Genomic DNA, 24,907 nt, shown 5'->3' with positions numbered 1-24,907 from the left:
TCTTGCGTGGATCGTCTTGCGTGGACTGTAGCCCCCATCGCCGCCCGAGGCCAGGCGCGGCGCTTCACGCGGCAGACCGGTGCCTCGCACCCAGGTCGGTTCTGCGGCGGGTGGTCGGGATCGGTGTCTGCTCGACATCGATCCACGCCGGCGGAACCACGTGAGGAACCCCACCTCGCATGATCAGCTTCCACGCCGACTTGTGCAGGTGACTGTGATGGAAGTGACAGAGCAGAACCCCGTTGTCGATGTCGGTACGCCCCGGCGGATGATCGTCGGAGACCCACTCGTCGGCGTGGTGGGTTTCGCACCACGAGGGTGGTCGTTCGCACTCGGGCCAGACGCAGCCGCCGTCGCGGGCGGCGAGCGCACGGTTCTGGGCGGCGCTGAACAGGCGCTGCTTCTTGCCGTGGTGGAGCACCTCACCTCTGTCACCGAAGAGCGTCGTGACGAAGGGGGAGTGGCAACGCAGCTGAGCGATGGTGGAGGCGGGCACCGGTTCGTCGAGCCCGTCGATCCAGCCGACGCCGCGGCCGGCCTCGAGGTCGCTCAGGGCCACGTGCACGTTGACGGTCGTGGTCGAGCCTCCGAGGCGCGGCATGTCGGGCGCACCGGCCGCTCGGGCGATGAGTTCGGTGATGGTGTCGACGTTGTTCTGCGGCGTCGTGCGAGGATCGGCCGCGACCGTGCCGGCGACGAATTCGTCTTCGCTGACGAACCTGGGGCCGGCGATGCGAGGGCTCTGCATCGCTTCGATGCTGCTGAGCCAGAGCCCACCCTGCTCCGGAGTGAGCGCGAACCGGCCGCGCACCATTCCGTCGGCTGACGTGAAGAACGTGAGCGACCGCTGTTGCTGATGCAACTCGTCGCGGGGTTCGGCGCCATCCGGATCGAGAAGCTCACGCAGATGGATCGCGAGCTTCGACGTCTGGTCAGGCGTCAGGCCCCGTTGCACGCTCTCGTCGACGAGTGTCTGCTCCGCACCGCCCACAGTGTCGGCCGGGAGCCCTCGTTCAGCGAGGACCGCGCAATGACGAACGATGATGGCCGCCGCCTCGACGGCGAGAACACCGTTCTCGAGTGCAGCCGACACCACGGGAAACGGTTCGGGCCCGACCCCACCGCCGAGCTGCACCGCTCCGCGGAGGCGTGCGCCGAGTTCTAGTCGGTTACGTGCCTCGCGGGCCGACACTCCTGCCACCGCCGACACGAGCTTGGCCGGGTGCGTGAAGTTCTGTGACCGGCTGAGCCCCTCGTCGCCCAACTCGCTGCGCGAGCGAGCGCCCACCTCGCCGGCGAAGCGCACCGCGGCCGCATCGATCACCCGCTTGACGGCTTCGAGAGCCGCCTGCCCTTCGAGCAATTCCGAGTCGCTGAGACCCGCGAGATCAACCCCCACCACACCCCTGAGATCGGCGGCGATCTCAGTCAGGAGCGGGGAAGGGTGCATAGTGAAATTCTACCAAATCCAGGTGAAGAATGCTCGTTATTCCCACCGATCCGGTGCACTCTATGCGACGATTGCGCCGGCGAGTATCTGATCCCACGTATGAAAGGAGGTCGATGATGTGACCAGGCACGAGCACGCCCGGATCGACTGGCCGCAGCTCCTGTCGTTCGTCGAAGAGCATCGCCCCGGCTGGCGAGCCACGCTGCGTGGAGCCGCGCCTGCCGACCTCCGGGCACTGGACACACGCAGCCCGAAGCCGCTTCCGGTGAACTACGTCGAGTTCCTACGCCATTTCGGCGCTCACGACGGCGGCTACCCGGTGTTCCCCGCGCACCGCTACCTGGCGCGCGACCTCCTCGGTGCGCCGCCCCCGCGATGGGATCCGGCTCACTACCTGCTCATCGGCCTCATGAAAGACACCAACTCCGAGGCGCCCTTCGACCTGTTGCTCGACCTCGCGGATACCCCCGACCCCTCGGATGACTCGAACGCGCGCTCGATCGACGCACCACTGGTCGGCCTACCACCCGCCCACGACGAGAACGACGAAGCCCCCGACGACGACGACGACCCCAACCCCCTCCCCGACCTCCTCGCCCCCAGCCTCGCCGACCGCCTCATCCGCAACCTCGCCTGGGACGCCGCCATCCGCGACAAACCGCTGAAAGGCCGCCTGGTCTCCTTCTGCGCGCCCTCACCGCACCGCTCGGCGACCCGCATCCGCCAAGCCGAACTGGTGCACGCGATCGCGAACCTCGGCTACGACCCGTGCGTCTCAACCACCCCGAACACCTGGCTCGGCCGCCGCGCCGAGACCCTCGTCACCGTCTACACGGCACCGACCAACAATCTCGTGATGGTTGAAGCGCGAGCCACCGCCCCCGCCGCACTGACCGAGCTGACCGACGAGCTACAACGCCAAAACCTCGCCGACCCGATCCGCATCATCGGCGACTGACCCCGTCATGCCCGCCCAACGGATGCCGCCCCGCGCCATCCGACGTAGGGTCATGATCCCCGGCACCCGACGAAACGGACCCCACCCATGAGCAGCGAACTCGACGACCCGACGCAACGCCCGCAGACCCTCCAGCGCCCACAGGGCGGCGTCGACCCGATCGCGGTCGTGTCGCTCATCGCCGGCGTCGCGGCGATCGTGGTGCTGGCCGTCGGCATTCCCACGTGGATCCCGCTCTGGTTCGCCGTGATCGGCCTGTTCCTCGGCATGGTCTCGGTGCTGCGCTCGCGCCCGTCGACCGCGCGCTGGGTGAGCACCATCGCGATCGCGGCATCCGCGGTTCCGTTCATCATGATGTTCTTCTTCATCACGACCTAGCCGGCCCGCCCCCGCCTCACCGGCCCGCGCCCCGCCAAGCCCAACCCCTCAGGGCTGAACCTTCTCCAGATCCTCCAGCAGGCTCGGGTGCGTCGGCTCCCATCCGAGCTCGGCGCGCGTGCGCGCACTCGACGCCGGCTGGTCGGCCGCGAACACCGGACCGATCGGACCGAAGTTCTCCACCGGCAGCGACTCCGCCGGCAGACCCAGCCGGCGGGCGATCACCGCGACGATGTCGCGAACCTGGTCGCCCTCGTCGGCCACCGCGTGCCAGGCGCGGCCGGCAGGTGACGTCTCGAGCGCCAGGCGGAAGAGCACCGCGGCGTCGAGCGCGTGCACGGCCGGCCAGCGCTGGGTGCCGTCGCCCGGGTAGCCGGCGATGCCGGTCTGGCGGGCGATCAGTGTGAGCAACCCGGCGAATCCGCCGTCGCCCTCGTTGTGCACGGTGCGGGGGAGTCGGATGGCCGCCGTGCGCACGCCGCGCGAGGCGAGTTCGAGCGTGCGGTTCACCGAGATGCTGCGGCCGCCGACCGGTCCGTCGGTGGGGAGTGGGTCGTCTTCGGTCGACGGGCGTCCGGCCGCCTGAGGCGTGCCTGACACGGTCACGAGGGGTTTGCCGGAGCCGACGAGGGTGTCGCCGAGGGTCGCGAGGGCGGCGGACTCCTCGGCGATGTTCCGCCCGAGAGCCTCGGCCGAACTGAAGTCGTTGCCGAAAGCGAGATGGATGACGCCATCGGCCCGTTCCGCCTCGGCGCGCAGCACGTCGAGATCGACCAGACTGCCGCGAACGGTGTCGGCGCCGGCTGCGATGGCCTTCGCCGCAGAGTCGTCGGAGCGCACGAGGGCGGTCACGGAGTGCCCGGCCCCGAGCAGTTCGGCGACGACGGCTGAGCCGATGAGCCCGGTGGCTCCGGTGATGAAGACGCGCAAGAGAGACCTCCACGGTGATGCGACTGATGTCCCATCACCCTAACACCGTCATGAGACATGTGTCGCATCAGTAGACTGAGACCATGCCGAGATGGAAACCGGATGCGCGCGAGCGCCTCGTCGAAGCAGCCCTCGACCTCTTCACCGAGCAGGGTTACGACGAGACGACGGTCGCGCAGATCGCCGAGCGCGCCGGGTTGACCCGCAGCACCTTCTTCCGCCACTTCAGCGACAAGCGCGAGCTGCTCTCGGCGGGGCAGCAGATGCTGAGCGGTCTGCTGGCCGAGGGCATCGCGTCGGCTCCGGATGCCGCCACTCCGCTCGAGGCGGTCGCCGCCGGTCTCGACCGCGCGTCCGGAGCGATGACCGAGTTCAACCGCGGGCTCGGCCCGCGCCTGCACGCCGCGATCGAGGCCAACGAGGAGTTGCGCACCCGCAACGCGATGAAGACGATCGGCTTGGCGGCGGCGATGGCCGATGCGTTGCAGGCCCGTGGCGTCTCCGAGCCCGCAGCGCAGGTGGCTGCAGAGCTCGGTGTGCTCGCGTTCGGTGTGGGCTACCGCCGTTGGTCAGACCCGGCGCGCGACGACGCCCCGGGCGAGCTGATCACGCACACCCGCACGGCCTTCGCCGAACTCCGCGCCGCGGCGGCCGAGCTGCGGTAATAACGCCGCCCCCAAACCCACCCGCGCGACTGCTGCCACCAACGCCGCCCCCCGGATGCCGCTCACTCGGCCCACCCCAGCGCCGCCAGTTGCTCGGCCAGCCGGTCCACCTCGGCCATCGCCGCGGGTGTGTCGATGCCGAGCGGTGTGGCCGCCGAACTGCGCAAGAACCGCGTGAACAGGCTCATGAGCACCCCCGCCGGCGCGATCTGCAGCGCGTTGAAGCCCCGCGGCACGGGCCGCATCGGCAGGGCCGCGAGGCTCAGCCGCACATCCCGGATCATCTCCTCCACCCCATCGGCATCGTCGGCCAAGACCCTCGGACCGCCCGCCGCGCGCACCGCCCGCGCGAGTGGCACTTCGAATGCTGCGTGGGTCTTGAGCCAGGCATCCATTCGCGGCTGGTCCCGGCTGTTGATGCCGGCGGTGCGGAACGCGTGCATGACCTCGACAAGTCGCGGCGTGACCACCCCGTCGAGCTCGCTGACCGGCATCGAGACGAAGCGGGTGAGCAGCGACGGTGGGCGATAGCGGATCACCCCGCCATCCATCGTGCCCGCCACCGTCGGGTAGCCGAGCAGCAGGCGATCGCGATCACCGACTGCGGCGACGAGCGGCTCGACGCCCCCGGCCCAGTTCGCGAGCAGCAGCACATTGCCCGTCACGTCGGCGATCGCCTCGAGCGCGGCTTCGACCTGATGCGTGCGCACCAGCACGACGATGAGCTCATACGGACCGGTCGCCATCTCGACCACCGGCACCGGCACCGACCGGATGTCGGCACTCTCGCCCGACGCCAGCAGCACGCCCTTCGAGCGCAACTCCTCGAGCCGCTCGCCGCGAGCGAGCAGCGACACCTCGTGGCCGACCTGATGCAGTGCCGCCGCGTGAATGCTCCCGAGAACGCCGGCGCCGTAGACGAGTATCTTCACAACAGCTCCCGATCGCTCATCGGAATGCGGCATTCCACGTCGACCTTACCGCCCTCCTCAGCCACCCCGACCCTACGCCGACGCCCCCACGATCACGCTCGTGCGGCTGGTCGCATCCGTCGCGATCTCGCACTGCTCCACCGTCGGGTGCTCGGTCAGCTCGATCACCTGCTCGAGCCGCCGCCGGGCCTGCTCGAGGTCGGCGATGACGGTCGTGATTCGGTCGCGCTCGGCGTGCAGGCTGCTGAGCATCTCAGGTGGAGCATGCCCGGTGTCGACGCACGGCAGGATGAGCGCGATCGTGCGGCTCGCGAGCCCGGCCGAGAACAGGTGCTGGATGAGCCGCACCCGCTCGACCGCCGATGACCCGTAGACGCGCTGCCCGCTCGGCGTGCGCTCGGAGTGCAAGATGCCCTGCTCCTCGTAGTAGCGCAGCGCGCGCGTGCTGACCCGGGCGCGGGCCGCGAGCTCGCCGATCCGCATCTCGGTCTCCATGAGTTGCATGGTGCATCCTTCCGGGCGGGCGGACGGTGACCCATCCGACTTGCCCTTGACGTCAACGTGAGGTTTTAGCCTAGTCGACGGATGGCGCCACACCCGCGGCCGCCCCACGAAAGGACACCCATGAACATCGCAGCATCCGTCGCCCTCGTCACCGGAGCGAACCGCGGCATCGGCCGCCGCTTCGTCGACGAGCTGCTCGATCGCGGCGCCGCCAAGGTCTTTGCGGCCGTGCGCCGCCCCGAGCAGCTCCCCGCGGGCGAGTTCAGCGACCCGCGCGTGGAGGTGCTGCGGCTCGACCTCCTCGACCTCTCGTCGGTGACGGATGCCGCCGCTCACGCCACCGACGTCACCCTCCTCGTCAACAACGCCGGCATCACCACCGGCTCCAACCTCCTGGGCGAGAACGACCTCGAAGGCATCCGTCGGGAACTCGACACCCACTTCTTCGGCACGCTCGGCGTGATCCGCGCCTTCGCGCCCGTGCTCGCCGCGAACGGCGGGGGAGCGATCGTCGACATCCACTCGGCCCTCTCGTGGTTCTCGACCTCCGGCGCGAACGCCTACAGCGTCGCGAAGGCAGCCGAGTGGGCGATGACCAACGGCGTGCGCCTCGAGCTCGCCGGCCAGGGCACCCTCGTGCAGGGAGTGCACCTCGGCGCGGCCGACACCGACATGATGGCCGGCTACGACGGCCCGATGATCGACCCGCGCGCGGTGGCCGCGGCCTCGCTCGACGGTGTCGAGGCTGGGGCGATCGAAGTGCTGGCCGACGACTGGACGCGCTTCGTGAAGGCATCCCTCGCCAACGACCCCGCGGCCTTCTATGCCGAGGCACTCGCCGCACGCGTCTGAGCCCAGCGGATGCCGCGGCCGGGCCGTGGCTCGGTGGTGGCGACACGTCTCGCGATACCGTTGACGGGTCGCCACCACCCACCCGGGCGACGGAATGGGGCAACGGATGTCGGTAGGCCTGCTCGCGGTTGTCGACGACATCCTCACCGCTGCGCTCAAGGCGAGCGCCAAGACGGCGGGCGTCGTGATCGACGATGCGGCGGTGACGCCGCAATACGTGCAGGGTCTGTCGCCGGCCCGCGAGTTGCCGGTGGTGCGCAACATCGCGTTGGGCAGCCTGTTCAACAAGTTCGTGATCATCATTCCGATCGCGCTGCTGCTGACCGCGTTCGCGCCGTGGGTGCTGCCCTATCTGCTGATCATCGGTGGCACCTATCTCTGCTTCGAGGGTGCCGAGAAGGTGCTGGAGTGGTTCGGGCTGCATCACGGGCCGGGCCAGACCGAGGATCGCGATGAGCGCAAGCTCGTGTTCGGCGCCATCCGCACCGACCTCATCCTGAGCACGGAGATCATGCTGATCGCGCTCGCGTCGCTTGACACCGATCTCGGAATCTGGATGACGCTGGCGGCGCTCGCCGTGATCGCGCTGGCGATGACCCTGGTCGTCTATGGCGCCGTGGCGCTGCTGGTCAAGATCGACGACGTCGGCCTGCAGATGATGAAGAACCCGGTACGGCGAGTGCGTCGCACGGGTGCGCGCGTGGTGGCGTCGATGCCGGCGGTGTTCCGGGTGATCAGCGTGGTGGGCACGGTTGCGATGCTGTGGGTGGGCGGTCACCTCGTCATCGCGAACCTGGCCGAGACGTTCTGGCACGGGCCATACGACCTGCTCCACGTGGTCACCCACGCCATCGAGGCGGCCGGCCCGGTGGTGGTGTGGATCGTGGACACAGCCCTGTCGGCGGTCTTCGGCCTGGCCCTGGGCCTGCTCGTGGTGGCGGTGGTGCTCGGTGTGCGGCGCGTCTTCGGTCGCCGTCACGCCTGATACTCAAACGAACCTCCACGGAGCGGCGGACAACGCGCCCCGTAACGCGAGGTCATCCGACGCGCACCAACGGCGAGGCTGCTCTAGCCTGGTAGCGCAGTGCGCACAACGAAGCCTCGCGTCCCGTCCAGGGACACGCCTGCGACATCCCTACTCGTGGAGTCGCGCAGCCGCGACTTCCCCAACCGAGGAGCACACCGCCATGGTCACCATCATGAACGCCCACATCGTCGGCGCAGACGCCGCTCTCGCACGGGCGGGGTTCTGTCGATGACCACCCTTGACTTCTCGATCGAGAGCACTCGTTTCGACGAGAACTACCGCCCCCTCGCCAACTCCCGCATCACCACGAACTTCGCCAACCTCGCCCGGGGCGAGAAGCGCCAAGAGAACCTCCGCAACACGTTCACGATGATCGACGGTCGTTTCAACGACCTGGCCCCGCACGACAACGAAGACGGCGACCGATACACGGTCGAACTCGACATCATCTCCGCAAGCGTCGACATCGACGGCGCCGGAGTCCGCGACGCCGTCCCCCTGATCGAAGTGCTGCAGACGACCATCGTCGATCGACGCACCGGTGACCGCATCCCGGGCATCGTCGGCAACAACTTCTCCTCCTACGTGCGGGACTACGACTTCAGTATCGTGCTCCCCGCCGGCAAGCCGGCCGACTTCGGAGAGCTGCACGGCAACCTGTTCAAGGCCTTCCTGGCCTCGGATGCCTACGCCCAGCACTTCGGCAAGCCGCCCGTCATCTGCCTGAGCGTCTCGACAAGCAAGACCTACCACCGAACCGACAACGAGCATCCGGTTCTCGGCGTCGAATATCGCCAGAGCGAGTACTCGCAGACGGATGCCTACTTCGCCCAGATGGGCCTCGGCGTACGCTTCTTCATGCCGCCGAACAGCGTGGCGCCGCTGGCGTTCTACCATCTCGGCGATCTGCTGGGCGACTACAGCGACCTCGAGCTGGCCGCGCTGATCAGCACGATGGAGACCTTCCAGAAGATCTACCGGCCCGAGATCTACAACGCGAACCAGGTCGCGGGGGAGTCATACCAGCCGAGCCTGACGAATCCGGACTTCACGAAGACCTCGATCGAATACGACCGCGAAGAGCGCAGCCGGTTGGCGGTCGAGCAGGGCAAGTTCGCCGAAGAGCACTTCATCGAGCCGCACAAAGCCGCCCTCGAGTCGTGGTCGAGAGACTTCACAGCAAGCCAGAACGAACAGCAGGGAGCCCGGTGATGACCAAGCTACTTCCCACCTCGACCGCCGGCAGCCTGCCCAAGCCCTCCTGGCTCGCGGAGCCCGAGAAGCTCTGGTCGCCGTGGAAGCTCGAGGGCGATGCGCTGACCGAGGGTCGGCGGGATGCCCTGCGCCTGTCGCTGGCGGATCAGCAGCAGGCGGGCATCGACATCGTGAGTGACGGTGAGCAGACCCGTCAGCACTTCGTGACCACCTTCATCGAGCACCTCAGCGGGGTGGATTTCGAGAACCGTGAGACGGTCAGGATCCGCAACCGCTACGACGCATCCGTTCCGCGTGTCGTCGGTGCGGTCACCCGTGAGAAGCCGGTCTTCGTCGACGACGCCCGGTTCTTGCGCGCTCAGACCGACCAACCCATCAAGTGGGCGCTGCCCGGCCCGATGACCATGGTCGACACCCTCTATGACGCTCACTACGGCAGCCGCGAGAAGCTGGCGTGGGAGTTCGCCACCATCCTCAACGAGGAGGCGAAGGAGCTGCAGGATGCCGGTGTCGACATCGTCCAGTTCGATGAGCCGTCGTTCAACGTCTTCTTCGACGAGGTGAACGACTGGGGCGTGGCCGCTCTGGAGCGGGCGATCGAGGGGCTCACGGTCGAGACGGCGGTGCACGTCTGTTACGGCTACGGCATCAAGGCCAACACCGACTGGAAGGCGACGCTGGGGGAGGAGTGGCGTCAGTACGAGGCGATCTTCCCGAAGATCCAGGCGTCGGACATCGATATCGTGTCGCTTGAGTCGCACCACTCGCACGTGCCCATCGATCTGATCGAGCTCATCCGGGGCAAGAAGGTGATGGTCGGAGCCATCGATGTGGCGTCCACCGACATCGAGACGCCAGAGGAGGTCGCCGACACGCTACGGCAGGCCCTTCAGTTCGTTGATGCCGACAAGCTCTACCCCTCCACCAACTGCGGCATGGCCCCCCTGCCCCGCACCGTCGCCCGCGGCAAACTCGCCGCGCTGGGCGCCGGCGCAGCCCTCCTCAGAGAAGAGCTGTCGGCCTAGAACGCACACTGAACCGAGCTCACCCGTCCGGGTCCATCCTGCGAACCTGCTCGCGATACCGTGCCCTGCCGACCCAGCCATGACCATCGTCGGCAAGCGCGAAGCGCGCGGCAGCCTCTTCGATGGATGCCCGGATGATTGCCGCAACACCGAACTGCCGCGCGCTCCGCGCTTGCCCTCGGTGACCGTGGCCGGTTCGCGGACGTGGGCGTGCTCGTCAGGCGGCCGGCCGCTGGATGGTGCGCCGACGCGTGGTCGGGATCGGTGTCTGAGTGGTGTCGATCCACCGCGGCGGGATGAGGTGAGGCACCCCCGAATGCATGGTCAGTTTCCACGATGACTTGTGCAGATGCGAGTGATGGAAGTGGCAGAGCAGAACGCCGTTGTCGATGTCGGTGCGCCCCGGTGGATGATCGTCGGAGACCCATTCGTCTGCGTGGTGTGTTTCGCAGAAGGATGGGGGTCGATCGCAGTGGGGCCAGACGCATCCGCCATCTCGGGCGGCGAGTGCCCGGTTCTGTGCTGCGCTGAAGAGCCGTTGTGTCTTGCCGTGATAGAGCACCGCACCGCGGTCGTTGAAGAGGGTCGCGGCGATGGGGGATGTGCAGCGCAGCTGCGCGACGGTGGAGGCGGGAACGGGCTCGTCGACCCCGTCGATCCACCCGACTCCGCGACCGGACTCGAGGTCATCGAGTGAGATGTGCACGTTGACGGTGGTCGTGGCGCCGTTGATGCGGGGCATGTCGGGGGCGCCGGCAGCGCGAGCGATCAGCTCGGTGACCGTGTCGGCGTTCTTCTGGGCCTGAGTGCGGATGTCGGCCGCGGCGGTCTGCGCGACGAACTCCTCTTCGCTGAGGAACCGCGGGCCGCCGGCAAGCGAATTGGACACGCGAGGACTCAGCATCGCCTGGATGCTCGCCAGCCACACGCCGCCCTGCTCTGGCGTGAGGGCGAACCGCCCGCGGATCATGCCGTCGCTCGCCTGCGCAATGGTGAGCGACCGCTGTTGCTGGTGCAGCTCATCCCTCGGTTCGGCTCCGTCGGGATCGATCAGCTCACGCAGATGGATGGCGAGCTTGGCCGTCTGATCCGCAGTCAGACGGCACGTGAGAGTCTCATCGACGAGCGTCTGCTCGGCACTGGCCACGACGTCGGGGGAGCACCCGCGCTCCGCCAGCTCGGCGCACCGGCTGACGATGAGCGATGCGGTCTCGACAGCGAGCACCCCGTCATCGAGAGCCTGACCGACGAGCGGGAACGGAGCGGGCCCCTCGCCGCCACCCAGAAGCACGGCGCCGCGCAACCGCCGCCCGACCTCCAGCCGCGCCTTGCTCTCACGAGCCGACGTGCCGGTGACACTCGCGACGAGCTTGACCGGGCTGGTGAAGTTCTGCGACCGACTCAGCCCCTCATCGCCGAGCTCGCTGCGCGACCGCACCCCGACCTCTCCGGCAACCCGCACCTGCCCCGCCGAGACCACGCGCCCGACGGCCTCGAAAGCGGCCATGAGGTCGAGCAATTCGTCATCCCGAAGGCCCGCCAACCCTGCCCCCGCCGCACCCACGACGACGCGAAGATCGTCGGCGATCTCCCGAAGTCGAGTGGCTGTCTGCATACTGAGATTCTATCAGAAATACCTGATCAAAACTCGTTTAGCTTCGCGTGTGTAGGCGCCAAGTGGCGGGTTATCCGGTGCCGCGCGCCTGGACGACTCTGGCTGCAACCTGAACCAGAACCGCCCCTCCGGCGTAGGCTCTCACCATGGCTCAACCGCCGAGCGTCTACGAGTGGATCGGAGGCTCCGCCGCGGTCGGGCGATGGCTGGACTGCTTCTACGACGCTGTCGAGCGCGACGATCTTCTGGCGCCGATGTTCGGCGGCAAAGTCACTCGTGAGCATCGCGATGGGGTCACCGCGTGGTGGTCCGAGGTCTTGGGCGGTCCCGCGACCTACACGGCCGAGCATGGCGGTTACCCCCACATGATGTCGAAGCACCTCGGTCTCAACATCAGCGCAGGGCAGCGCCTCAGATTCGTGACCCTGCTCAGCCAGGCAGCGGATGCCGCTGACCTCCCGAACGACCCAGAAGCCCGATCGGCGCTGATGGCCTACGCCGAGTGGGGCACTCGAATCGCGGTGGAGAACTCGGCTCCAGGCGCCACGCCGGTGGCGGAAGCGCCGGTTCCCCGCTGGGGCTGGGGCGAAGCGCCACCCTACGATCCGAGCTGACCCGCCACGACAAGAACTCAAATCGTTCGGGCCGACGCCGACGGAAGGAGCTCCGCGCCAGGATCGCCACTCTGACGAAGGACCTCCAGGCGGCCCAGCGCACGGTGGCCCCGGAACCGGTCGTCGTCGAGAAGCAGGTCATCGTGGAGAAGCGCGTGGCCGGACTCACCAAGAATCAGCGCAGCACCCTCGATCCACTCGTATGGAACCTGGACGACCTCGTCGCCGGCCTCGACGCCCCTACGGTGATAATCCGGCCGGCTACACGCTCACCGACGCCGGGTTCGAGTACCTCGCCGGCCGTCCCGCACCCATGGGGGCCGCCGAGTGACAAGACCACTACCGATCCATCCTTCGCTAGGGAGCAGTAAAGAGGCTCAACGCACTATCGACCGCTACCCTCACGGCCTCGACAAGGCGGAACTCGGCGACGCTGCCGGGATCGCCATCACGGGTCGAACGTTCTCGACCTACCTCGGCGACCTGACCCGCAACGGCGCCGCCTCGCGCGACGGCAGCGAGATCCGGGCGACCGACATTCTGATGCTAAGGGCGACCCGTTGACCGCCTCGAGCGCTTCAGCAACCCCAGGTGCACAATCGGACGATCGAGCACGCGGAGGTGTCGATAATCAGCGACGCGGAAGAGAGCTACTGGAAGGCGTTTCAAGGGCGGCAGGAGCTGCAGAAGTGGGACCTGACGACTGAGCCGACGCCGCGCCCCACCGAGTCCGGCTCTCCCGTCAGCAAGGATGGCGAAAGCCCGAGAACACAGTCGTAGTCGCCTGCTCGGCGAATTGGGGTAACCCCCCACCCGGTCGGCACCTACGGGCGTGTCGCCGCCGTAGGCATGTTCCGGCTCGACGCCATCCAGGCGCTCGGCGTCGAGAAGATCCGGCCCGAGCTCGCCGGGAAGAACCTGGCCTGGTGGTGCGAGGCTGACGAGCTCTGCCACGCTGACGGGCTGCTCGACATCGCGAACAGCTGATGGGCGCACCGACCCCACTACCCTCGATACGTCCGCTCTACGGTCTGGAGCTGACCGGCCGGCGTATTTCTCCAAGAGATTCGGACGACGGGGTCCGACCCGTAACCGACAAGCATCGCGACGCCGAGCCCGTCGTTAGGGAGGACGTCCTGCGCTTCTTCACTATCTGGGTGAACGTGCCCGGGCGATTCGCCGGCGCCGGCGACAACGGCCCCGAAAGCGACGGCAGACCCGACGTTGGTCACCTCGAAGCGCGAACGCCTAATGGGTCGGATCATCCACGTGACGGCTGGCTTCGGTATCGCCGCCTTGGCTATTTCGTTTGCCTCTTCTTGCGCCGCCGCGCTACGCACGAACGCGGAATTTGCCTCCTCGGCAAGTCGGACCGTCTGGTCGCGCGCTCTCTCCGAGGCGTCCTGCGCATCCTGGGCCTCGTTGCGAGCGGCACGAGCTTCTTTCGCCTGGTAGATGGCCACGGCCACACCGATTGCTGTGACGAGCAAGAGTGCAAGGTTGATGATGGTGACGGCGTCCATGGCGGCACCATACCGTGATGAATGGCCAGGGCTAACAACCTGGCTCCAGGGGGAATTAATTCGTTAGGGCGGGGCCGGCACCCGGTCGCTCAATCCGTCCCCTTTTCACCCTACAAATTCCTGTAGGTCGACACCGAAAGACGCTGACCTGGCCCCCGCTACTTGCTCGGCTGTCGCATCACATGTGAGCTCCGTGCGCGTCGGATCCACTGTCCAACTCCACTTAGCGCCGCGGAACGTTTCTAGGCGACAGTCGAAGTCGCCTGCGGATGACTGGACGCTAGCCGTGAACGGGACGTACCCGTGGTAGTTAGGCTCCGCGACGACAAGCACTTCCAGGACGTACCTATCTATATTGCTGTGTACGCCACCGTTGTTCGCGACGGAGAACCCCTTCACCAGTGTTGGGTCGTTGATTACGGAGACCTCCCTGGCGATCGGCGCCAGGATAGAGGACTCGTTTTTAGCAAAGGTCGATTCTTTCGGGTCCTGCTCGGCCGAGACAAAGCAACCGCGAAGGAAGACCAAGGCGAAGAGGATAAAGATTCCGCCGATCACCCACTTGAACGCGGTGGCGCTGCGCGACTGATCTCCGGCGGTTGACACGAACGCGACATTAGCGCCTTCATCGCCTGCATGCATCCATACCCGTCATTCGGGAATCGCGCCATGGCCGACAAGTTCATCACCTCCCTGAAGCTCGAGAACGGCAACGTCACCCACTGGATCGGCAAGGCTGCGACGAAGGCCGACACCGAGGAGGCCGCGCTCGAAGCCGCCGTCGTCGGTTCCTCGCTCGTCAAGGCCTGAGCCGATGAACGGCAGTAGGGCAGATCATCACCGGCAGTGCCTGCCTCGCCACACTCACCGCGCCGCGCTCATCCGCTCCGCACCCGCCGACCCCGAGCCTCCCGAGGAGGCGACGTCCGATGGCCGCGATCAAGCCTGACGCCATCGCGGATCCGCGCCCCGGACCCCGCGGGTACCGCAAGTGGTACTGGACCAAGGCCCCGGCCCCGCCAAGTGGGCGAAGAGCCGCCACCCGTGGAGTGCGCTGAATCGCCACCTCACCGGGTGCGGGCCACCTATATCGACCAGGTCGTGTCTGCCTGGTTCGAGGAGGTGTTCGGCTTCCCCCGACCGCCCAGCAGGGGAAGAGTCCGATAGGCAAGGGCTGATGTCCGGCTGGCAGGACTCGAACCGCTTGGCCGAGCTCCCACCCGACTGGCGCAGCACCCGACTCCGCATTATGGACCGCGACCGGTGGCGTTATGCTCACATCCGCACGGACACGAACCGCCGCTGCGGTCTGCCCGCCCGTGACGTCGACCACATCACCCCACACGCCGGGGGCGGCACCGACGACGACAACCTGCAGGCGCTGTGCGACTGGCACCCCGGCCGCAAGTCGGGCGCCGAGGGAGGCCGCGCCTCCGGCCGAGCACGAGCCGCGGAGAAGGCCACCGCTGAGCCGCCGCACCCCGGCCTGCTCCCGGTGTCCACGCCAGCGTCGCCGCTATCGGAAGACCCCCGACCGTTCTAGGTCAGGTCGGTAACGTCTGTCGCGCCCTTCTTCTGGCGGAGTTCCGGTTTGACCCACCAAGAGTCGAGCCCCGGGCGGAGCAAAATTCGAGCGATCCAGTGTCCACGGCTGTCGTTCCAGGACACGTAGGCCACGCCACCAGCCTCCGTACCGGGCATGACGAACTCCTTGCCACCTTTGTAAATGGTGCTGCCTTGGGGCGGCGGTTGCGACCCTGCTCGGGGCATTCCATCCGCACCAGCGCTGGACAGAGTCACTTCGGTGATCGTGCGTCGTCCGACGTACTTTAGGCCCCATGAATTGGGGCCGAGAGGGCGGACGCGCCAGACGACGCCGCGGCGCAGATACCTACGCCTAATCAGGACGCCCACCCAGGCCAGTACCCCAGCGCCGGATGTGCCGAGGATCGAGGCCAACACGGTGTCCCAGAAGTTCATCCGCCAACCATATCGACCACGAGGGTCGTGGCCTGGCCGTCAACCACATAATGCGCACAAGACTTATCTGCGGCCCCACGATCGAGCCGCGGACGGTCAGGAGGACGGGGTGAGGAGGGGGTGGTCCCCATCGGGGTGGGGGTCGTCAGGTCGCCCGCCCGCAGCCCCCGGGGAGGATTCCACGAGAATGGAACCCTCCCGGAGGCAGCGGACAGTAGAGGGTATGGGGACGGAATCTCACGAGGCGGCCGACTGGGCCGCAGCGCTCACCGGTGACTCCGCCGCGTTCGCCCGCGTGTTCGATCGCCATCGCGATCGCGTGTTCGGGCAGGCGTTGCGGCTCATCCGCGATCCGCACGATGCCGAGGATGCGACGGCGCTGGTCTTTCTCGAGGCCTGGCGGAAGCGCGCATCCGTGCGGGTGGTCGACGGGTCGGTGATCGGTTGGCTGCTGGTGGCCACGAATCACGTGGTGCGCAATATCGCCCGCAGCACCCGACGTTACCGGGCGGTGCTCGAGCGCCTTCCGAAGCCGTCCATCGACGACGAACCGGACTTCTCGGATGCGGTGGGCACGCGAATCGACCAGGGCGCGCGTGATGCGAAGGTGCGGGAAGCGTTCTCCCGGCTGTCAGAGGCAGACCAGAACGTCATCACGCTGTGCGTGCTCGAGGAACTGACGACCGGGCAGGCGTCGCGGGTGCTCGGCGTGCCCATCGGCACCGTGAAGTCGCGCCTGTCGCGTGCCAAGTCGCGGCTCGCCGCGCACACGAGCGTGTTGCTCGACCCGTCCACGAGTGTCACCGGAGGTGTGAAATGAGCGATCGCCCTCGATTCGATGAAACGCGGAGCGCCGCCATGCGGGCCGCGCTGGTTGCGACGGTGGAGGAGTCGCCGCGGCGCGACCGCCGGCGGCAGGTGCGCGTGGCGGTGGCCGCGGTGCTGGCGGCGCTCGGCCTCGGCCTCGGCGGCACCGCCGTGGCGTTCGCGGTGACCGGGGTGTCGCTGTTCGGCGACGACAGGGTGACGGCGGCGGCGCCTCCGACCTCCGCCTCGCCCACGCCGACGCCCACTCCGGCGGCGACGGATGCTCCGCCCACCGCGGCCCCGCATCCGCTCGTGCTGACGGATGAGCCGATCACGCCGCACGACCTGCTCACCCAGCCGTCACCGAGCCCAGTGTGGTCGGTGCAGCTGCCGGCCGCGGGGGACATGTGCGAGTATCAGCAGGTCATCGACGTGGCCGACGGCTACGCGCTGGTGCAGACGGGGCCGACGCAACCGCCGGAGGACTCGAACTACAGCTGCGACCTCGACGCCAGCCGGTACTCGCTCACCCTGCTCGACACGAGCACCGGGGTGCCGGTCTGGAGTCGGGACTGGTCGTGGGCCTTCACGTACGGCGACCAGACCAAGGCGACCCTGCTTGGCACCTCCGATCGTGTGCTGGTGTGGGACTCTCTGGGCGGCCCGGGGCCGAAGGAGGTGCTCGATCTGGCAACCGGCGGGACACTGTCGTCGGTGACCGTTCCCGACGGGTTCACCGTGCGGGATCTCAACGCCGTTCCGGGCGAGTCGGGTGACGTCACGTTCGTGGCGCAGAGGCTCGATGCGGCGGGCGCACCGACGACGTCGTGGGCGGTGGAGCGGGCCGACCCGCGCGACCTCGCGAGTCCGCGCTGGTCGGTGCCGTTCGATGGGCAATGGGCGATCACCCCGCCCATCACCAACGCGAGCTCCATCCTGCAGGTCACCCACTGGTACGACGGGCAGCCCTCGGTGCTCGACGTCTACGACGCCGACTCGGGTGCGGTGATGGCGGCGGCGACGACCGATCGCAGCTACACCTACTACGACGGGTTCACCCTGCGCTTCTCCGATCGCATCGACTACGAGCGCTCCCGCACGGTGGCTGGCATCGACGACGCCGGCAACGAGGTATGGAGCCGCTCGCTCGACGCGGGCTTCGCGGTGGCGCCCGTCGGCCTCATCCCGCGGCAGCCGGGAAGCGACGTCCCCCGGGTCTCGGAGGTGCTGTTGATCGGTCCGGGCACGCAACTCGAACTCGTCGACGGGGTGACTGGCGAGTCGCGATGGACCGCGGATGGGGCCGGGTGCACGAAGGGTTCTGGGCTCAATGGTCCGGCACTCGCGACCTACGATTTCAGTCTGGCGACCGACGGCGTGATCGTGCAGTCCGGCGAACAGGGTGGCGTCTGCGGTTTCGACCACGCCACGGGGGCGCCGGTGGATGTGTCGGCCCGTCCGTCGGACTTTGGCGGAGCCCAGGGTGAGCTCGCCCAGTACAAGCTCGACGGAGCGATGGGAACGGGTGGGCTCTACACGTCGAAAGGACAGGGTGTGCCGCCGACACCTATGCCGCAGAGCGGCACCGGGACCGCGCTGGATGCGGTGACCGGGGCGTCGCTCTGGAGCATCCCGGCGTACTACGACGAGCGGTGGGTCTTCGCTGGGGGCTACCTCGTCGGCTTCTCACAGGGCCGCGTGTTCGGCATCGGTTGAGGCGGTTCAGACGCGCTCGCCGCTGTGCTTCTCGAGGAACGCGTCGATGGCCACCCAGGTCGCTTCGGGCGCCTCGAGGTGCGGCAGGTGCCCCGCCTCTTCGATCTGCACGAACTCCGCGCCAGGCACAGCCCGCGCTAGCGCCCGCCCGTAGGCGGGCGTGACGATGCGGTCGCTGGCGCCCCACACCACCAGCAGCGGTGTGTCCTGCGATATGCCGCCCAGACGCGCGAGCAGCGTGGGGTCGCTCATCGTCGTGCCGGCGATGGTCGCCATCGCCTTTCCGTTGCCGGCCAGCACGGCGCGCTGCTCGTCAGTAAGGCCGGCGGGGTCGATGTACCCGCGGTCGGGGTCGTGCCAGGCGTGCTCGGCGAGCTCGCGCGGGCTGAGGGCGAAGAAGTCGGCGGCCGGCTCCTCTGGCACCTCGATGCCGACGGAGTCGATCACGACGACCGGACCCAGGAGGCCCGCGAACCGCTCGTCACCCGCTGCCTGCACAGCCATCTCGAGCGCGATCCAGCCGCCGATCGACGACCCGACGAGGGCGACGTCATGTTCGCCCCGCTCCTTCAATAGTTCGAGGTAGGCCGTCGCGAGCCGGCTCACTGAGGTGAGCTCCGTCGGCAGCGGTGTCCCGTCCCACCCGGGATGCGTCGGCGCGAGAACGTGTCGCCCGACGTCCAGGTGACTGACGATCGGTGCGACCGTGCGGGGCCCACCCCCGCCGTGCAGCACGAGTGCGGTCGGGGCAGTGGGTTCGCCGCGTTCGGTGAGGGGCGCCTGGGCGATGAGGTCGAGCATCCGGTTCTCCATATCAATATATTTATATAAGTGTGCTGATACAGTAGCACCATGGCGACGGATCTGGAATTGCTCGGCCAGGCGATCAAGCGGGCGCAGTACCGCAACCACCGCACGATGGATGCGGCGCTGCGCGAGGTCGGCGTGACCCTGGTGCAGTGGGACGCGCTGCGGGCCATCGCGAATACGCCCGGTGCATCAGGTCATGAACTCGCGGTGGGGACGTTTCAGAGCGACCAGTCGTTCGGCACGCTCGCGACACGCCTGATCGCGGGCGGGTGGGTGACGCGCACCTCCGGTCGGGGGCGCCGTCTCGAGTACGCGCTCACGGAGGCCGGGGAGGAGGCGCTCGCCGCCGGGCGTCGGGTGGCGTCTGGCGTGCTGCCGACGCTGTTCGCCCCGCTCGACGAGCGCCATCGGGCAGCGCTCTTCGAGGCGCTGCGATTGTTGGAGGCAGACGCGGCGGCCCAATCGGCCTGAGCCTCAGGGCTCGATGTGCACCAAGTCCTGCAGCAGGCTCGGCCGTGCGTGCGCCGTGCTCGGCCAGCGCAAGCGTGCGGTTCACCGACGCGCCGCGGCCGCCGACCGGACCGTCAAGGGGAAGGGGGTCGTCTTCAGTCGAGGGCCGGCCGTCGGCGACGAGAGCCGATGCGATCAGCCCGGTGGCGCCGGTGACGAAGACGCGCATGCGTACTTCGTCGGCATCGGCGCGCACGCTCTCGGTGTCGTCGCTCGAGACGCTGCGGGTGGAGGTGCCGCGGTCGGTCGAGGGCATTGCGGCGGCACGCGGATGCTCAGCGGACGTGGAGCTAATCGAGCTCTATCCGGTCACGGTGAACGACCCCGAGGCGGCGGCGTCGCGGTGTCGGCGCTCGCCGAGGAATTTCGGGCCGAGTCGGGTGGAGCAGATGTCGTTGCCGATGATGGCGTCGAGCACGGCGGCTATCCGTACATGCTGTCGAAGCACCCTCGGACTCAACCCAGCGCAGAACAGCGACTCAGACTCGTGAAATTGCTCAGCCAGGCAGCGGATGCCGCTGACCTCCCGAACGACCCAAAGGCCCGATCGGCCCTGATGTCTACCATCCGAGCTGACCATCCCAGTCCGAGCAAAGCTGAGCAAAGATCGACTACATCGACGAAATCTTCCTCAACTCGCTTACTCTGTCCCCATGACGTGGGGCAGGATGTTTCTCCTTTGGGCGATCGCGATCGGGATGGGCATCGTGGCCGGAGGCGGTCTAGGTGTCGCCAGTAGCCTCATCTATCAGATGAATCTGCCGGTAGGTGACGTCTATCTCCCGCTGGTCGTCATGACGTCTCTGGCCACATCGATCGTCGGCGCCCTGACCGGATGCTGTGCCGGCGTCGCAGCACTCGTCGTGATAGCCCTTCTCGATCGTTCATTGCGATGGTCCGCCGGCCGCCGAAACATCGTCATTTCCGCGGCTGCAGGCATAGGTGGTTCTGCGACACTCCTACTCTTCTACTCCGGCCCATCAACCCTCGAGAGCCCGTGGACGTTCGCTGGGTTAAGCACCGCAATCGCGGTAGCGGCATTCATTTCCGCCACGCTCTGCATCAGGCGATCTGACCGAAAGGAGCGCGGGGCAGAGGTCGCTCGGCCCGATCGCCAGCGCAGTCTCGCCGCTAGCGTGGCCGAATGGCCGCCACCCCCACCATCCACGAAGCCCTAGCCACCTTCGTGGCCCAGCGCGACCGGGCCCTGTTCCACACCCCCGAGAACCTCGCGAAGAGCATCTCCATCGAGGCGGCCGAGCTGCTCGAGCTCTTCCAGTGGTCCCCGGATGCGGACGAGCAGCTGATCCAAGACGAGCTCGCCGACGTGCTCACCTACGCCTACCAACGCTGACACGACCAAGACGACCGCGGGCCGAGTATCCGACCGCAATAGCTCTAAGCATCACCGACCGCACCCGTGGGGTCGGCTTATAGGGCACAGCGAGCGAAAGGATGGTGCTGTTCGGCCCGAATCGCTCACCCATCTCCAGGTTCTTCACCGACGAGTATCGGACGTGGGCCGAATGTAAGGCATACTTCCCAATAGTGAGCGCAGGGGGCGCTCCCGCTCGCATGCCCGTGGGAATCGGCATCAGCGATCACCTCTGGACTGAAACGTTCGCGCTCCACCTACGCCCGTTGGGTCCGGTGTGATCCGGCGCGGTGGGGCCTGTCCACAACATCCTGAAAGCTGTAGGAAACCGATGACCGACAACACTCCGTCTTATCCGGCAGGCTGGTATGCCGACACCAACGCGCCCGGCACCGAACGCTATTACGACGGTGTCACCTGGACCGCCCAGGTTCGCCCAGCGACCACGGCACCGCCCGAGATTGCGGTGACCACTGCGGAACCTGTAGCGAAGGCACCTTGGTACAAGCGGAAGGCCATCGTTATCCCGGTCGGCATCGTTGCCGGACTCATCGTCATCGGGAGTATCGGCAGCGCCATCGGGGCCGGCAAAGACGACGTCACCGCGGCGGCCGACACGAACCCCAGCGCCTCGGCGCCGTCCATCACCGAGGAAGCTGCGGTCGCCGATGTCACCGTCCCCGAGACCACCGGCCTGACCGCCAAGGAAGCAGCCGCGCTGATCGAGAACGCTGGGCTGACAGTGGAGTTCTCGGCCGACAAAGGCGTCGTACTAGATCGCGACAACTGGACAGTACTGAGCAGCACCCCCACCGCCGGTGCGATCGCGAAGGCTGGCGACACCGTGGTCGTGAACGTGGAGAAGACGGCCGCCCCCGCACCGGCGCCCGCAGAGCCAGTGACGCCCGTAGAGCCTGAGAAGCCTGCGATGACCACCGCGCAGTCCAGCGCGGTCCGCTCCGCCCAGTCCTACCTGTCGTTCTCGGCGTTTTCCCGCGTCGGACTCACTCAGCAGCTGACGAGCGAGTACGGCGAAGGGTTTACGCCCGAAGATGCCGAGTTTGCGATCGCCTATCTAGAATCCGCCGGCGCGGTCGACTGGAACCAAGAGGCCGCTGAGTCAGCCAAGTCGTACCTCGATCTCCAAGGGTTCTCCCGCGACGGACTGTATGAACAGTTGACGAGCGAATACGGTGAGGGATTCACGCCCGACCAGGCGAACTTCGGACTGGCCGCCGTCGGCCTGTGAAGCCCCGCAAGGGAAGGGCGGTCCAGCTCCCTTCCCTTGCTTGGTCGATAAGATCCAAGCATGGCCACCCCCACCATCCACGAAGCCCTGGCCGCCTTCGTGGCCGAGCGCGACTGGGCCCAGTTCCACACCCCCGAGAACCTCGCGAAGAGCATCTCCATCGAGGCGGCCGAGCTGCTCGAGCTCTTCCAGTGGTCCCCGGATGCGGACGAGCAGCAGATCCAAGACGAGCTCGCCGACGTGCTCACCTACGCCTACCTCCTCGCCGCCCGTCTCAAGCTGAACCCCGACGACATCGTCCGCGCCAAGCTCGCGAAAACCCGCGAGAAGTACCCCGTCGAGAAGTCCCGCGGCACGTCCACGAAGTATGACCAGCTCTGAGATCGTCCGCCTCCCGTTCGACAAGGACGAGGTCGGCGTCTGGGCGCGAAGCGGCGACAAGCGCATCACCAACTGGCCGGTCGTCTACATCCTCGACGACGACACGACCAGCGCAGGCCGAGCATCCGATCGCCGCAAGATCTACGTAGGCGAATCCCTCAACGTAGCCACCCGCATGCGCCAGCACCTCGCGAGCATCGAGCGCAGCCACCTCACCAACCTCCGCGTCATCCTCGACGAGACCTTCAACAAGTCCGTCTGCCTCGACCTCGAGTCGTTCCTCATCGAGATGCTCAGCGGCGACGGCGCCTTCGAGGTGCTCAACCGCAACGACGGCATCGTCAACGCCGACTACTACAACCGCGCCTTCTACCAAGACAGCTTCGACGCCATCTTCGACCGCCTAAGGCTCGACGGCGTCTTCACCCGCACTATCCCCGAAATCATCAACAGTGACCTCTTCAAGCTGAGCCCCTTCAAGTCGCTCACCGACGACCAGGCCTTCGCCGTCGAGGGAGTCGTGAAGAGCCTCTTCGACGACCTGCGCCGCGGCTACCGCAGCACCACTGTCATCCAGGGCGACCCCGGCACCGGCAAGACCGTCGTCGCGATCTACCTGCTCAAGCTGCTCGCCGACATCCGCTCGTCGACCGGCCTCGACGCCCTCGACGACGACGGCGACTCCCTCTTCTCCGAGTTCTTCACCGACGAGCACCGGATGCTCCTCCGCGACCTGCACATCGGCTTCGTCATCCCGCAGCAGTCACTCCGCAAATCGGTGCAGAAGGTCTTTCGCAAGACCCCCGGTCTCGACCCGTCGATGGTGCTGACGGCATTCGACGTGGGGGAGTCGGCGACCGACTTCGACCTGCTGATCGTCGACGAGACGCACCGTCTGAACCAGCGCGCCAACCAGCCGGCGGCAGCACTGAACATCAAGTTCCGAGACATCACGACGAAGCTGTTCGGCCATGACGACACGTCGAAGACCCAGCTCGACTGGATCACGGCCAAGAGCGCCCACCAGATCTTCCTCGTCGACCCCGCGCAGAGTGTGAAGCCGGCCGACATCCCGATCGAAGCCCTCGAGCAGCTCGTCGCCGACGCCAAGGCAGCCGACCATCACCACCCCCTCCTCTCGCAGATGAGGGTACGTGCCGGTTCCGACTACGTCGGTCACGTGAGACGGATGCTCGGTGCCGCACCAGGGTCAGGCTCCCAGCCGCCCGCATCCGTCCCCGACTTCGGCGACTACGAGTTCCGGATGTTCGACGACGTCTCCGAGATGCGTGCCGAGATCGTGCGTCGAGACCGCGAGGTCGGCCTCTCCCGCCTGGTCGCGGGCTACGCCTGGGAGTGGAAGACGAAGGGCAACAAGCCGGGCCACGACATCGAGATCGGCGAGCTGCGGATGCGCTGGAACAGCACCCAGACCGACTGGATCGCGTCGCCCGGCTCGCTCGACGAGGTGGGCTCGATCCACACGGTGCAGGGCTACGACCTCAACTACGCCGGCGTGATCATCGGCCCGGACCTCCGCTTCGACACGACCACCGGCCGCATCGTCGTCGACCGCGCCTCGTACTTCGACAAGAAGGGCAAGGAGGCGAACAAGGCGCTCGGCCGCGTCTACTCCGATGACGACTTGCTCTGGTACATCCAGAACGTCTACGCGGTGCTTCTCACGCGGGGCATTCGAGGTACCTACGTCTACGTCCACGACCCGGTGCTCCGAGACCATCTAGAGCAGTTCGTCTCGCAGAATCAGCGTTAGTCAGTCGGTGGAATCGACATAGCTCTGGAGCAATTCCTTCACGACGTCGGTCAGTGTGCGGCCCTGTCGTGCCGCCTTCGCCTGAGCCGCCGAGTAGAGCTCGGGCGGAATCCGGAAAGACTTGTGCGGCGTCTTGGGCTGATTGGGCATTGACCAATGGTGCCAGAGGTCCATCACTTGCGGGGTGTACATCACCTCGTATCATTGGTGGTATGACACCCTCAACCATGTTCAGCTCTGTAATCGTTCCGACGTATCTCGCTGACGAGTTCAGGCGCCGGGCGCAGATTGATGGTTTGTGCGCTGAGGAAGCCCTCATTCATTTGCTCTCCGATTGGGCAAATGATCCCGAACCAAAGCCTGACTGGAAGGATCTAGCGAAGTCTCTCTACGAGTCTGAGCAAGACCTCGCCAGCAGGGGCAATGCTGACTGTGACGTTCTGCTGCTTGATCGGGGGTACACCGCAGGCCGACTTCGCCGATGCCGAAACTGTGGGATTCGCGTGCCGAAGGTACTTCGGATCATGCCGTGGAAGGCTTGCTCAGATGACTGCGCCGATGCGCTTTGGATCAGAGCCAACGGTTCAAGCGTCGAAGATGCTTGAGCTGGGACTCTG

General features: G+C 67.0%; 29 protein-coding genes and 1 pseudogene. 19 read left to right on the top strand and 11 right to left on the bottom strand.

Annotated elements, in window-relative coordinates:
* Positions 1-64: 64 nt before the first annotated feature.
* Positions 65-1,450 (bottom strand): HNH endonuclease signature motif containing protein, encoded by a 1,386-nt coding sequence (locus tag N1032_RS08665; protein WP_259538629.1) that lies wholly within the window; start codon positions 1,448-1,450, stop codon positions 65-67.
* A gap of 118 nt (positions 1,451-1,568) precedes the next feature.
* Here N1032_RS08665 and N1032_RS08660 point away from each other — a divergent pair, with 118 nt between their 5' ends.
* Together N1032_RS08660 and N1032_RS08655 are read left to right on the top strand one after the other, a co-directional pair.
* Positions 1,569-2,408 carry a hypothetical protein gene (locus tag N1032_RS08660; protein WP_259538628.1) on the top strand — a complete coding sequence of 280 codons (840 nt, stop codon included), beginning with the start codon at positions 1,569-1,571 and terminating at the stop codon, positions 2,406-2,408.
* 87 nt (positions 2,409-2,495) lie between these two features.
* Positions 2,496-2,786, top strand: coding sequence for a hypothetical protein (locus N1032_RS08655; protein WP_259538627.1), 291 nt, complete (start codon positions 2,496-2,498; stop codon positions 2,784-2,786).
* Between the two features lie 48 nt (positions 2,787-2,834).
* On the opposite strand, the gene N1032_RS08650 is transcribed toward N1032_RS08655, so the two are convergent.
* Positions 2,835-3,716, bottom strand: a complete 882-nt coding sequence (locus N1032_RS08650) for an SDR family oxidoreductase (protein ID WP_259538626.1) — start codon at positions 3,714-3,716, stop codon at positions 2,835-2,837.
* An 83-nt stretch (positions 3,717-3,799) separates the two neighbouring features.
* Here N1032_RS08650 and N1032_RS08645 point away from each other — a divergent pair, with 83 nt between their 5' ends.
* Positions 3,800-4,381, top strand: coding sequence for a TetR/AcrR family transcriptional regulator (locus N1032_RS08645; RefSeq protein WP_259538625.1), 582 nt, complete (start codon positions 3,800-3,802; stop codon positions 4,379-4,381).
* Positions 4,382-4,443: 62 nt separating this feature from the next.
* Here the strand turns inward: N1032_RS08645 and N1032_RS08640 are convergent, their stop codons facing one another.
* Together N1032_RS08640 and N1032_RS08635 are read right to left on the bottom strand one after the other, a co-directional pair.
* The gene (locus N1032_RS08640) at positions 4,444-5,313 is read right to left on the bottom strand and encodes a ketopantoate reductase family protein (RefSeq protein ID WP_259538623.1); all 870 of its coding nucleotides are present in this window, start codon (positions 5,311-5,313) and stop codon (positions 4,444-4,446) included.
* A gap of 72 nt (positions 5,314-5,385) precedes the next feature.
* Positions 5,386-5,817: a MerR family transcriptional regulator gene (locus N1032_RS08635; protein ID WP_259538622.1), complete on the bottom strand. Its 432-nt coding sequence runs from the start codon at positions 5,815-5,817 to the stop codon at positions 5,386-5,388.
* Positions 5,818-5,937: 120 nt separating this feature from the next.
* On the opposite strand from N1032_RS08635, the gene N1032_RS08630 reads away from it, so the two are divergent.
* The 4 genes from N1032_RS08630 (at position 5,938) to N1032_RS08615 (ending at position 9,936) form a co-directional block, all read left to right on the top strand.
* Positions 5,938-6,669: an SDR family oxidoreductase gene (locus N1032_RS08630; RefSeq protein WP_259538621.1), complete on the top strand. Its 732-nt coding sequence runs from the start codon at positions 5,938-5,940 to the stop codon at positions 6,667-6,669.
* Between the two features lie 106 nt (positions 6,670-6,775).
* Positions 6,776-7,654: a DUF808 domain-containing protein gene (locus N1032_RS08625; RefSeq protein ID WP_259538620.1), complete on the top strand. Its 879-nt coding sequence runs from the start codon at positions 6,776-6,778 to the stop codon at positions 7,652-7,654.
* A 270-nt stretch (positions 7,655-7,924) separates the two neighbouring features.
* Entirely contained in the window at positions 7,925-8,908 is a 984-nt protein-coding gene (locus N1032_RS08620; RefSeq protein ID WP_259538619.1) for a DUF1852 domain-containing protein, read from the top strand.
* Entirely contained in the window at positions 8,908-9,936 is a 1,029-nt protein-coding gene (locus N1032_RS08615; RefSeq protein WP_259538618.1) for a methionine synthase, read from the top strand. The genes N1032_RS08620 and N1032_RS08615 overlap by 1 nt, the downstream gene beginning before the upstream one ends.
* Positions 9,937-10,153: 217 nt before the next feature.
* Here N1032_RS08615 and N1032_RS08610 read toward each other — a convergent pair whose 3' ends face one another.
* Entirely contained in the window at positions 10,154-11,551 is a 1,398-nt protein-coding gene (locus N1032_RS08610; RefSeq protein WP_259538616.1) for an HNH endonuclease signature motif containing protein, read from the bottom strand.
* A gap of 146 nt (positions 11,552-11,697) precedes the next feature.
* Here N1032_RS08610 and N1032_RS08605 point away from each other — a divergent pair, with 146 nt between their 5' ends.
* From N1032_RS08605 to N1032_RS08595, 3 genes are all read left to right on the top strand, one after another.
* Positions 11,698-12,165: a group II truncated hemoglobin gene (locus tag N1032_RS08605; protein WP_259538615.1), complete on the top strand. Its 468-nt coding sequence runs from the start codon at positions 11,698-11,700 to the stop codon at positions 12,163-12,165.
* Positions 12,166-12,492: 327 nt separating this feature from the next.
* Positions 12,493-12,729, top strand: coding sequence for a hypothetical protein (locus N1032_RS08600; RefSeq protein WP_259538614.1), 237 nt, complete (start codon positions 12,493-12,495; stop codon positions 12,727-12,729).
* A gap of 231 nt (positions 12,730-12,960) precedes the next feature.
* Positions 12,961-13,152: a DUF4326 domain-containing protein gene (locus N1032_RS08595; RefSeq protein ID WP_259538686.1), complete on the top strand. Its 192-nt coding sequence runs from the start codon at positions 12,961-12,963 to the stop codon at positions 13,150-13,152.
* Between the two features lie 17 nt (positions 13,153-13,169).
* Here the strand turns inward: N1032_RS08595 and N1032_RS08590 are convergent, their stop codons facing one another.
* The gene (locus tag N1032_RS08590) at positions 13,170-13,688 is read right to left on the bottom strand and encodes a hypothetical protein (RefSeq protein WP_259538613.1); all 519 of its coding nucleotides are present in this window, start codon (positions 13,686-13,688) and stop codon (positions 13,170-13,172) included.
* A 105-nt stretch (positions 13,689-13,793) separates the two neighbouring features.
* A complete protein-coding gene (locus N1032_RS08585; RefSeq protein WP_259538612.1) occupies positions 13,794-14,294 on the bottom strand; it encodes a hypothetical protein in 501 nt (166 codons plus the stop codon).
* Positions 14,295-14,357: 63 nt separating this feature from the next.
* Here N1032_RS08585 and N1032_RS08580 point away from each other — a divergent pair, with 63 nt between their 5' ends.
* Both N1032_RS08580 and N1032_RS08575 read left to right on the top strand, forming a co-directional pair.
* On the top strand, positions 14,358-14,498 hold the full coding sequence (locus N1032_RS08580; RefSeq protein ID WP_259538611.1) for a hypothetical protein: 141 nt from the start codon (positions 14,358-14,360) through the stop codon (positions 14,496-14,498).
* A gap of 367 nt (positions 14,499-14,865) precedes the next feature.
* Positions 14,866-15,231, top strand: coding sequence for an HNH endonuclease (locus N1032_RS08575; protein WP_259538610.1), 366 nt, complete (start codon positions 14,866-14,868; stop codon positions 15,229-15,231).
* Here N1032_RS08575 and N1032_RS08570 read toward each other — a convergent pair.
* The gene (locus N1032_RS08570; RefSeq protein WP_259538609.1) at positions 15,228-15,668 is read right to left on the bottom strand and encodes a hypothetical protein; all 441 of its coding nucleotides are present in this window, start codon (positions 15,666-15,668) and stop codon (positions 15,228-15,230) included. The genes N1032_RS08575 and N1032_RS08570 overlap by 4 nt on opposite strands.
* A gap of 223 nt (positions 15,669-15,891) precedes the next feature.
* On the opposite strand from N1032_RS08570, the gene N1032_RS08565 reads away from it, so the two are divergent.
* Together N1032_RS08565 and N1032_RS08560 are read left to right on the top strand one after the other, a co-directional pair.
* Positions 15,892-16,488 carry an RNA polymerase sigma factor gene (locus N1032_RS08565; protein ID WP_259538608.1) on the top strand — a complete coding sequence of 199 codons (597 nt, stop codon included), beginning with the start codon at positions 15,892-15,894 and terminating at the stop codon, positions 16,486-16,488.
* The gene (locus tag N1032_RS08560) at positions 16,485-18,191 is read left to right on the top strand and encodes a hypothetical protein (protein ID WP_259538607.1); all 1,707 of its coding nucleotides are present in this window, start codon (positions 16,485-16,487) and stop codon (positions 18,189-18,191) included. The genes N1032_RS08565 and N1032_RS08560 overlap by 4 nt, the downstream gene beginning before the upstream one ends.
* A 6-nt stretch (positions 18,192-18,197) precedes the next feature.
* Here the strand turns inward: N1032_RS08560 and N1032_RS08555 are convergent, their stop codons facing one another.
* Positions 18,198-18,992: an alpha/beta fold hydrolase gene (locus tag N1032_RS08555; RefSeq protein WP_259538606.1), complete on the bottom strand. Its 795-nt coding sequence runs from the start codon at positions 18,990-18,992 to the stop codon at positions 18,198-18,200.
* A 51-nt stretch (positions 18,993-19,043) separates the two neighbouring features.
* Here N1032_RS08555 and N1032_RS08550 point away from each other — a divergent pair, with 51 nt between their 5' ends.
* Positions 19,044-19,472: a MarR family winged helix-turn-helix transcriptional regulator gene (locus tag N1032_RS08550; RefSeq protein ID WP_259538604.1), complete on the top strand. Its 429-nt coding sequence runs from the start codon at positions 19,044-19,046 to the stop codon at positions 19,470-19,472.
* Positions 19,473-19,812: 340 nt separating this feature from the next.
* Here N1032_RS08550 and N1032_RS08545 read toward each other — a convergent pair whose 3' ends face one another.
* Entirely contained in the window at positions 19,813-19,959 is a 147-nt protein-coding gene (locus N1032_RS08545) for a hypothetical protein (protein WP_259538603.1), read from the bottom strand.
* A gap of 696 nt (positions 19,960-20,655) precedes the next feature.
* On the opposite strand from N1032_RS08545, the pseudogene N1032_RS08540 reads away from it, so the two are divergent.
* The 4 genes and pseudogenes from N1032_RS08540 to N1032_RS08525 form a co-directional block, all read left to right on the top strand.
* Positions 20,656-20,850 (top strand): annotated as a pseudogene (locus tag N1032_RS08540) (nucleotide pyrophosphohydrolase); the annotation flags it as partial.
* 367 nt (positions 20,851-21,217) lie between these two features.
* Positions 21,218-22,135 (top strand): Ltp family lipoprotein, encoded by a 918-nt coding sequence (locus N1032_RS08535; protein ID WP_259538602.1) that lies wholly within the window; start codon positions 21,218-21,220, stop codon positions 22,133-22,135.
* Between the two features lie 60 nt (positions 22,136-22,195).
* Positions 22,196-22,516 (top strand): nucleotide pyrophosphohydrolase, encoded by a 321-nt coding sequence (locus N1032_RS08530; RefSeq protein WP_259538601.1) that lies wholly within the window; start codon positions 22,196-22,198, stop codon positions 22,514-22,516.
* Positions 22,503-24,290 (top strand): DNA/RNA helicase domain-containing protein, encoded by a 1,788-nt coding sequence (locus N1032_RS08525; protein WP_259538599.1) that lies wholly within the window; start codon positions 22,503-22,505, stop codon positions 24,288-24,290. Before N1032_RS08530 ends, N1032_RS08525 begins: the two co-directional genes overlap by 14 nt.
* Here the strand turns inward: N1032_RS08525 and N1032_RS08520 are convergent, their stop codons facing one another.
* Positions 24,291-24,440, bottom strand: a complete 150-nt coding sequence (locus tag N1032_RS08520; RefSeq protein ID WP_259538598.1) for a hypothetical protein — start codon at positions 24,438-24,440, stop codon at positions 24,291-24,293.
* Between the last annotated feature and the right edge of the window lie 467 nt (positions 24,441-24,907).

Source organism: Herbiconiux daphne, from assembly GCF_024979295.1.
Taxonomy (GTDB): Bacteria; Actinomycetota; Actinomycetes; order Actinomycetales; family Microbacteriaceae; genus Herbiconiux; species Herbiconiux daphnes.
The sequence above is the reverse complement of the archived record's forward strand: the minus strand, read 5'-3'. Positions and strand labels throughout refer to the sequence as shown.

Excerpts from the sequence above, each read along its gene's own strand:
- N1032_RS08665 (WP_259538629.1), bottom strand. The coding sequence starts at position 1,450 with ATGCACCCTTCCCCGCTCCTGACTGAGATCGCCGCCGATCTCAGGGGT.
- N1032_RS08655 (WP_259538627.1), top strand. The coding sequence starts at position 2,496 with ATGAGCAGCGAACTCGACGACCCGACGCAACGCCCGCAGACCCTCCAG.
- N1032_RS08645 (WP_259538625.1), top strand. The coding sequence starts at position 3,800 with ATGCCGAGATGGAAACCGGATGCGCGCGAGCGCCTCGTCGAAGCAGCC.
- N1032_RS08635 (WP_259538622.1), bottom strand. The coding sequence starts at position 5,817 with ATGCAACTCATGGAGACCGAGATGCGGATCGGCGAGCTCGCGGCCCGC.
- N1032_RS08630 (WP_259538621.1), top strand. The coding sequence starts at position 5,938 with ATGAACATCGCAGCATCCGTCGCCCTCGTCACCGGAGCGAACCGCGGC.
- N1032_RS08625 (WP_259538620.1), top strand. The coding sequence starts at position 6,776 with ATGTCGGTAGGCCTGCTCGCGGTTGTCGACGACATCCTCACCGCTGCG.
- N1032_RS08620 (WP_259538619.1), top strand. The coding sequence starts at position 7,925 with ATGACCACCCTTGACTTCTCGATCGAGAGCACTCGTTTCGACGAGAAC.
- N1032_RS08615 (WP_259538618.1), top strand. The coding sequence starts at position 8,908 with ATGACCAAGCTACTTCCCACCTCGACCGCCGGCAGCCTGCCCAAGCCC.
- N1032_RS08610 (WP_259538616.1), bottom strand. The coding sequence starts at position 11,551 with ATGCAGACAGCCACTCGACTTCGGGAGATCGCCGACGATCTTCGCGTC.
- N1032_RS08605 (WP_259538615.1), top strand. The coding sequence starts at position 11,698 with ATGGCTCAACCGCCGAGCGTCTACGAGTGGATCGGAGGCTCCGCCGCG.
- N1032_RS08590 (WP_259538613.1), bottom strand. The coding sequence starts at position 13,688 with ATGGACGCCGTCACCATCATCAACCTTGCACTCTTGCTCGTCACAGCA.
- N1032_RS08580 (WP_259538611.1), top strand. The coding sequence starts at position 14,358 with ATGGCCGACAAGTTCATCACCTCCCTGAAGCTCGAGAACGGCAACGTC.
- N1032_RS08575 (WP_259538610.1), top strand. The coding sequence starts at position 14,866 with ATGTCCGGCTGGCAGGACTCGAACCGCTTGGCCGAGCTCCCACCCGAC.
- N1032_RS08570 (WP_259538609.1), bottom strand. The coding sequence starts at position 15,668 with ATGAACTTCTGGGACACCGTGTTGGCCTCGATCCTCGGCACATCCGGC.
- N1032_RS08565 (WP_259538608.1), top strand. The coding sequence starts at position 15,892 with ATGGGGACGGAATCTCACGAGGCGGCCGACTGGGCCGCAGCGCTCACC.
- N1032_RS08560 (WP_259538607.1), top strand. The coding sequence starts at position 16,485 with ATGAGCGATCGCCCTCGATTCGATGAAACGCGGAGCGCCGCCATGCGG.
- N1032_RS08555 (WP_259538606.1), bottom strand. The coding sequence starts at position 18,992 with ATGCTCGACCTCATCGCCCAGGCGCCCCTCACCGAACGCGGCGAACCC.
- N1032_RS08550 (WP_259538604.1), top strand. The coding sequence starts at position 19,044 with ATGGCGACGGATCTGGAATTGCTCGGCCAGGCGATCAAGCGGGCGCAG.
- N1032_RS08535 (WP_259538602.1), top strand. The coding sequence starts at position 21,218 with ATGACCGACAACACTCCGTCTTATCCGGCAGGCTGGTATGCCGACACC.
- N1032_RS08530 (WP_259538601.1), top strand. The coding sequence starts at position 22,196 with ATGGCCACCCCCACCATCCACGAAGCCCTGGCCGCCTTCGTGGCCGAG.
- N1032_RS08525 (WP_259538599.1), top strand. The coding sequence starts at position 22,503 with ATGACCAGCTCTGAGATCGTCCGCCTCCCGTTCGACAAGGACGAGGTC.
- N1032_RS08520 (WP_259538598.1), bottom strand. The coding sequence starts at position 24,440 with ATGCCCAATCAGCCCAAGACGCCGCACAAGTCTTTCCGGATTCCGCCC.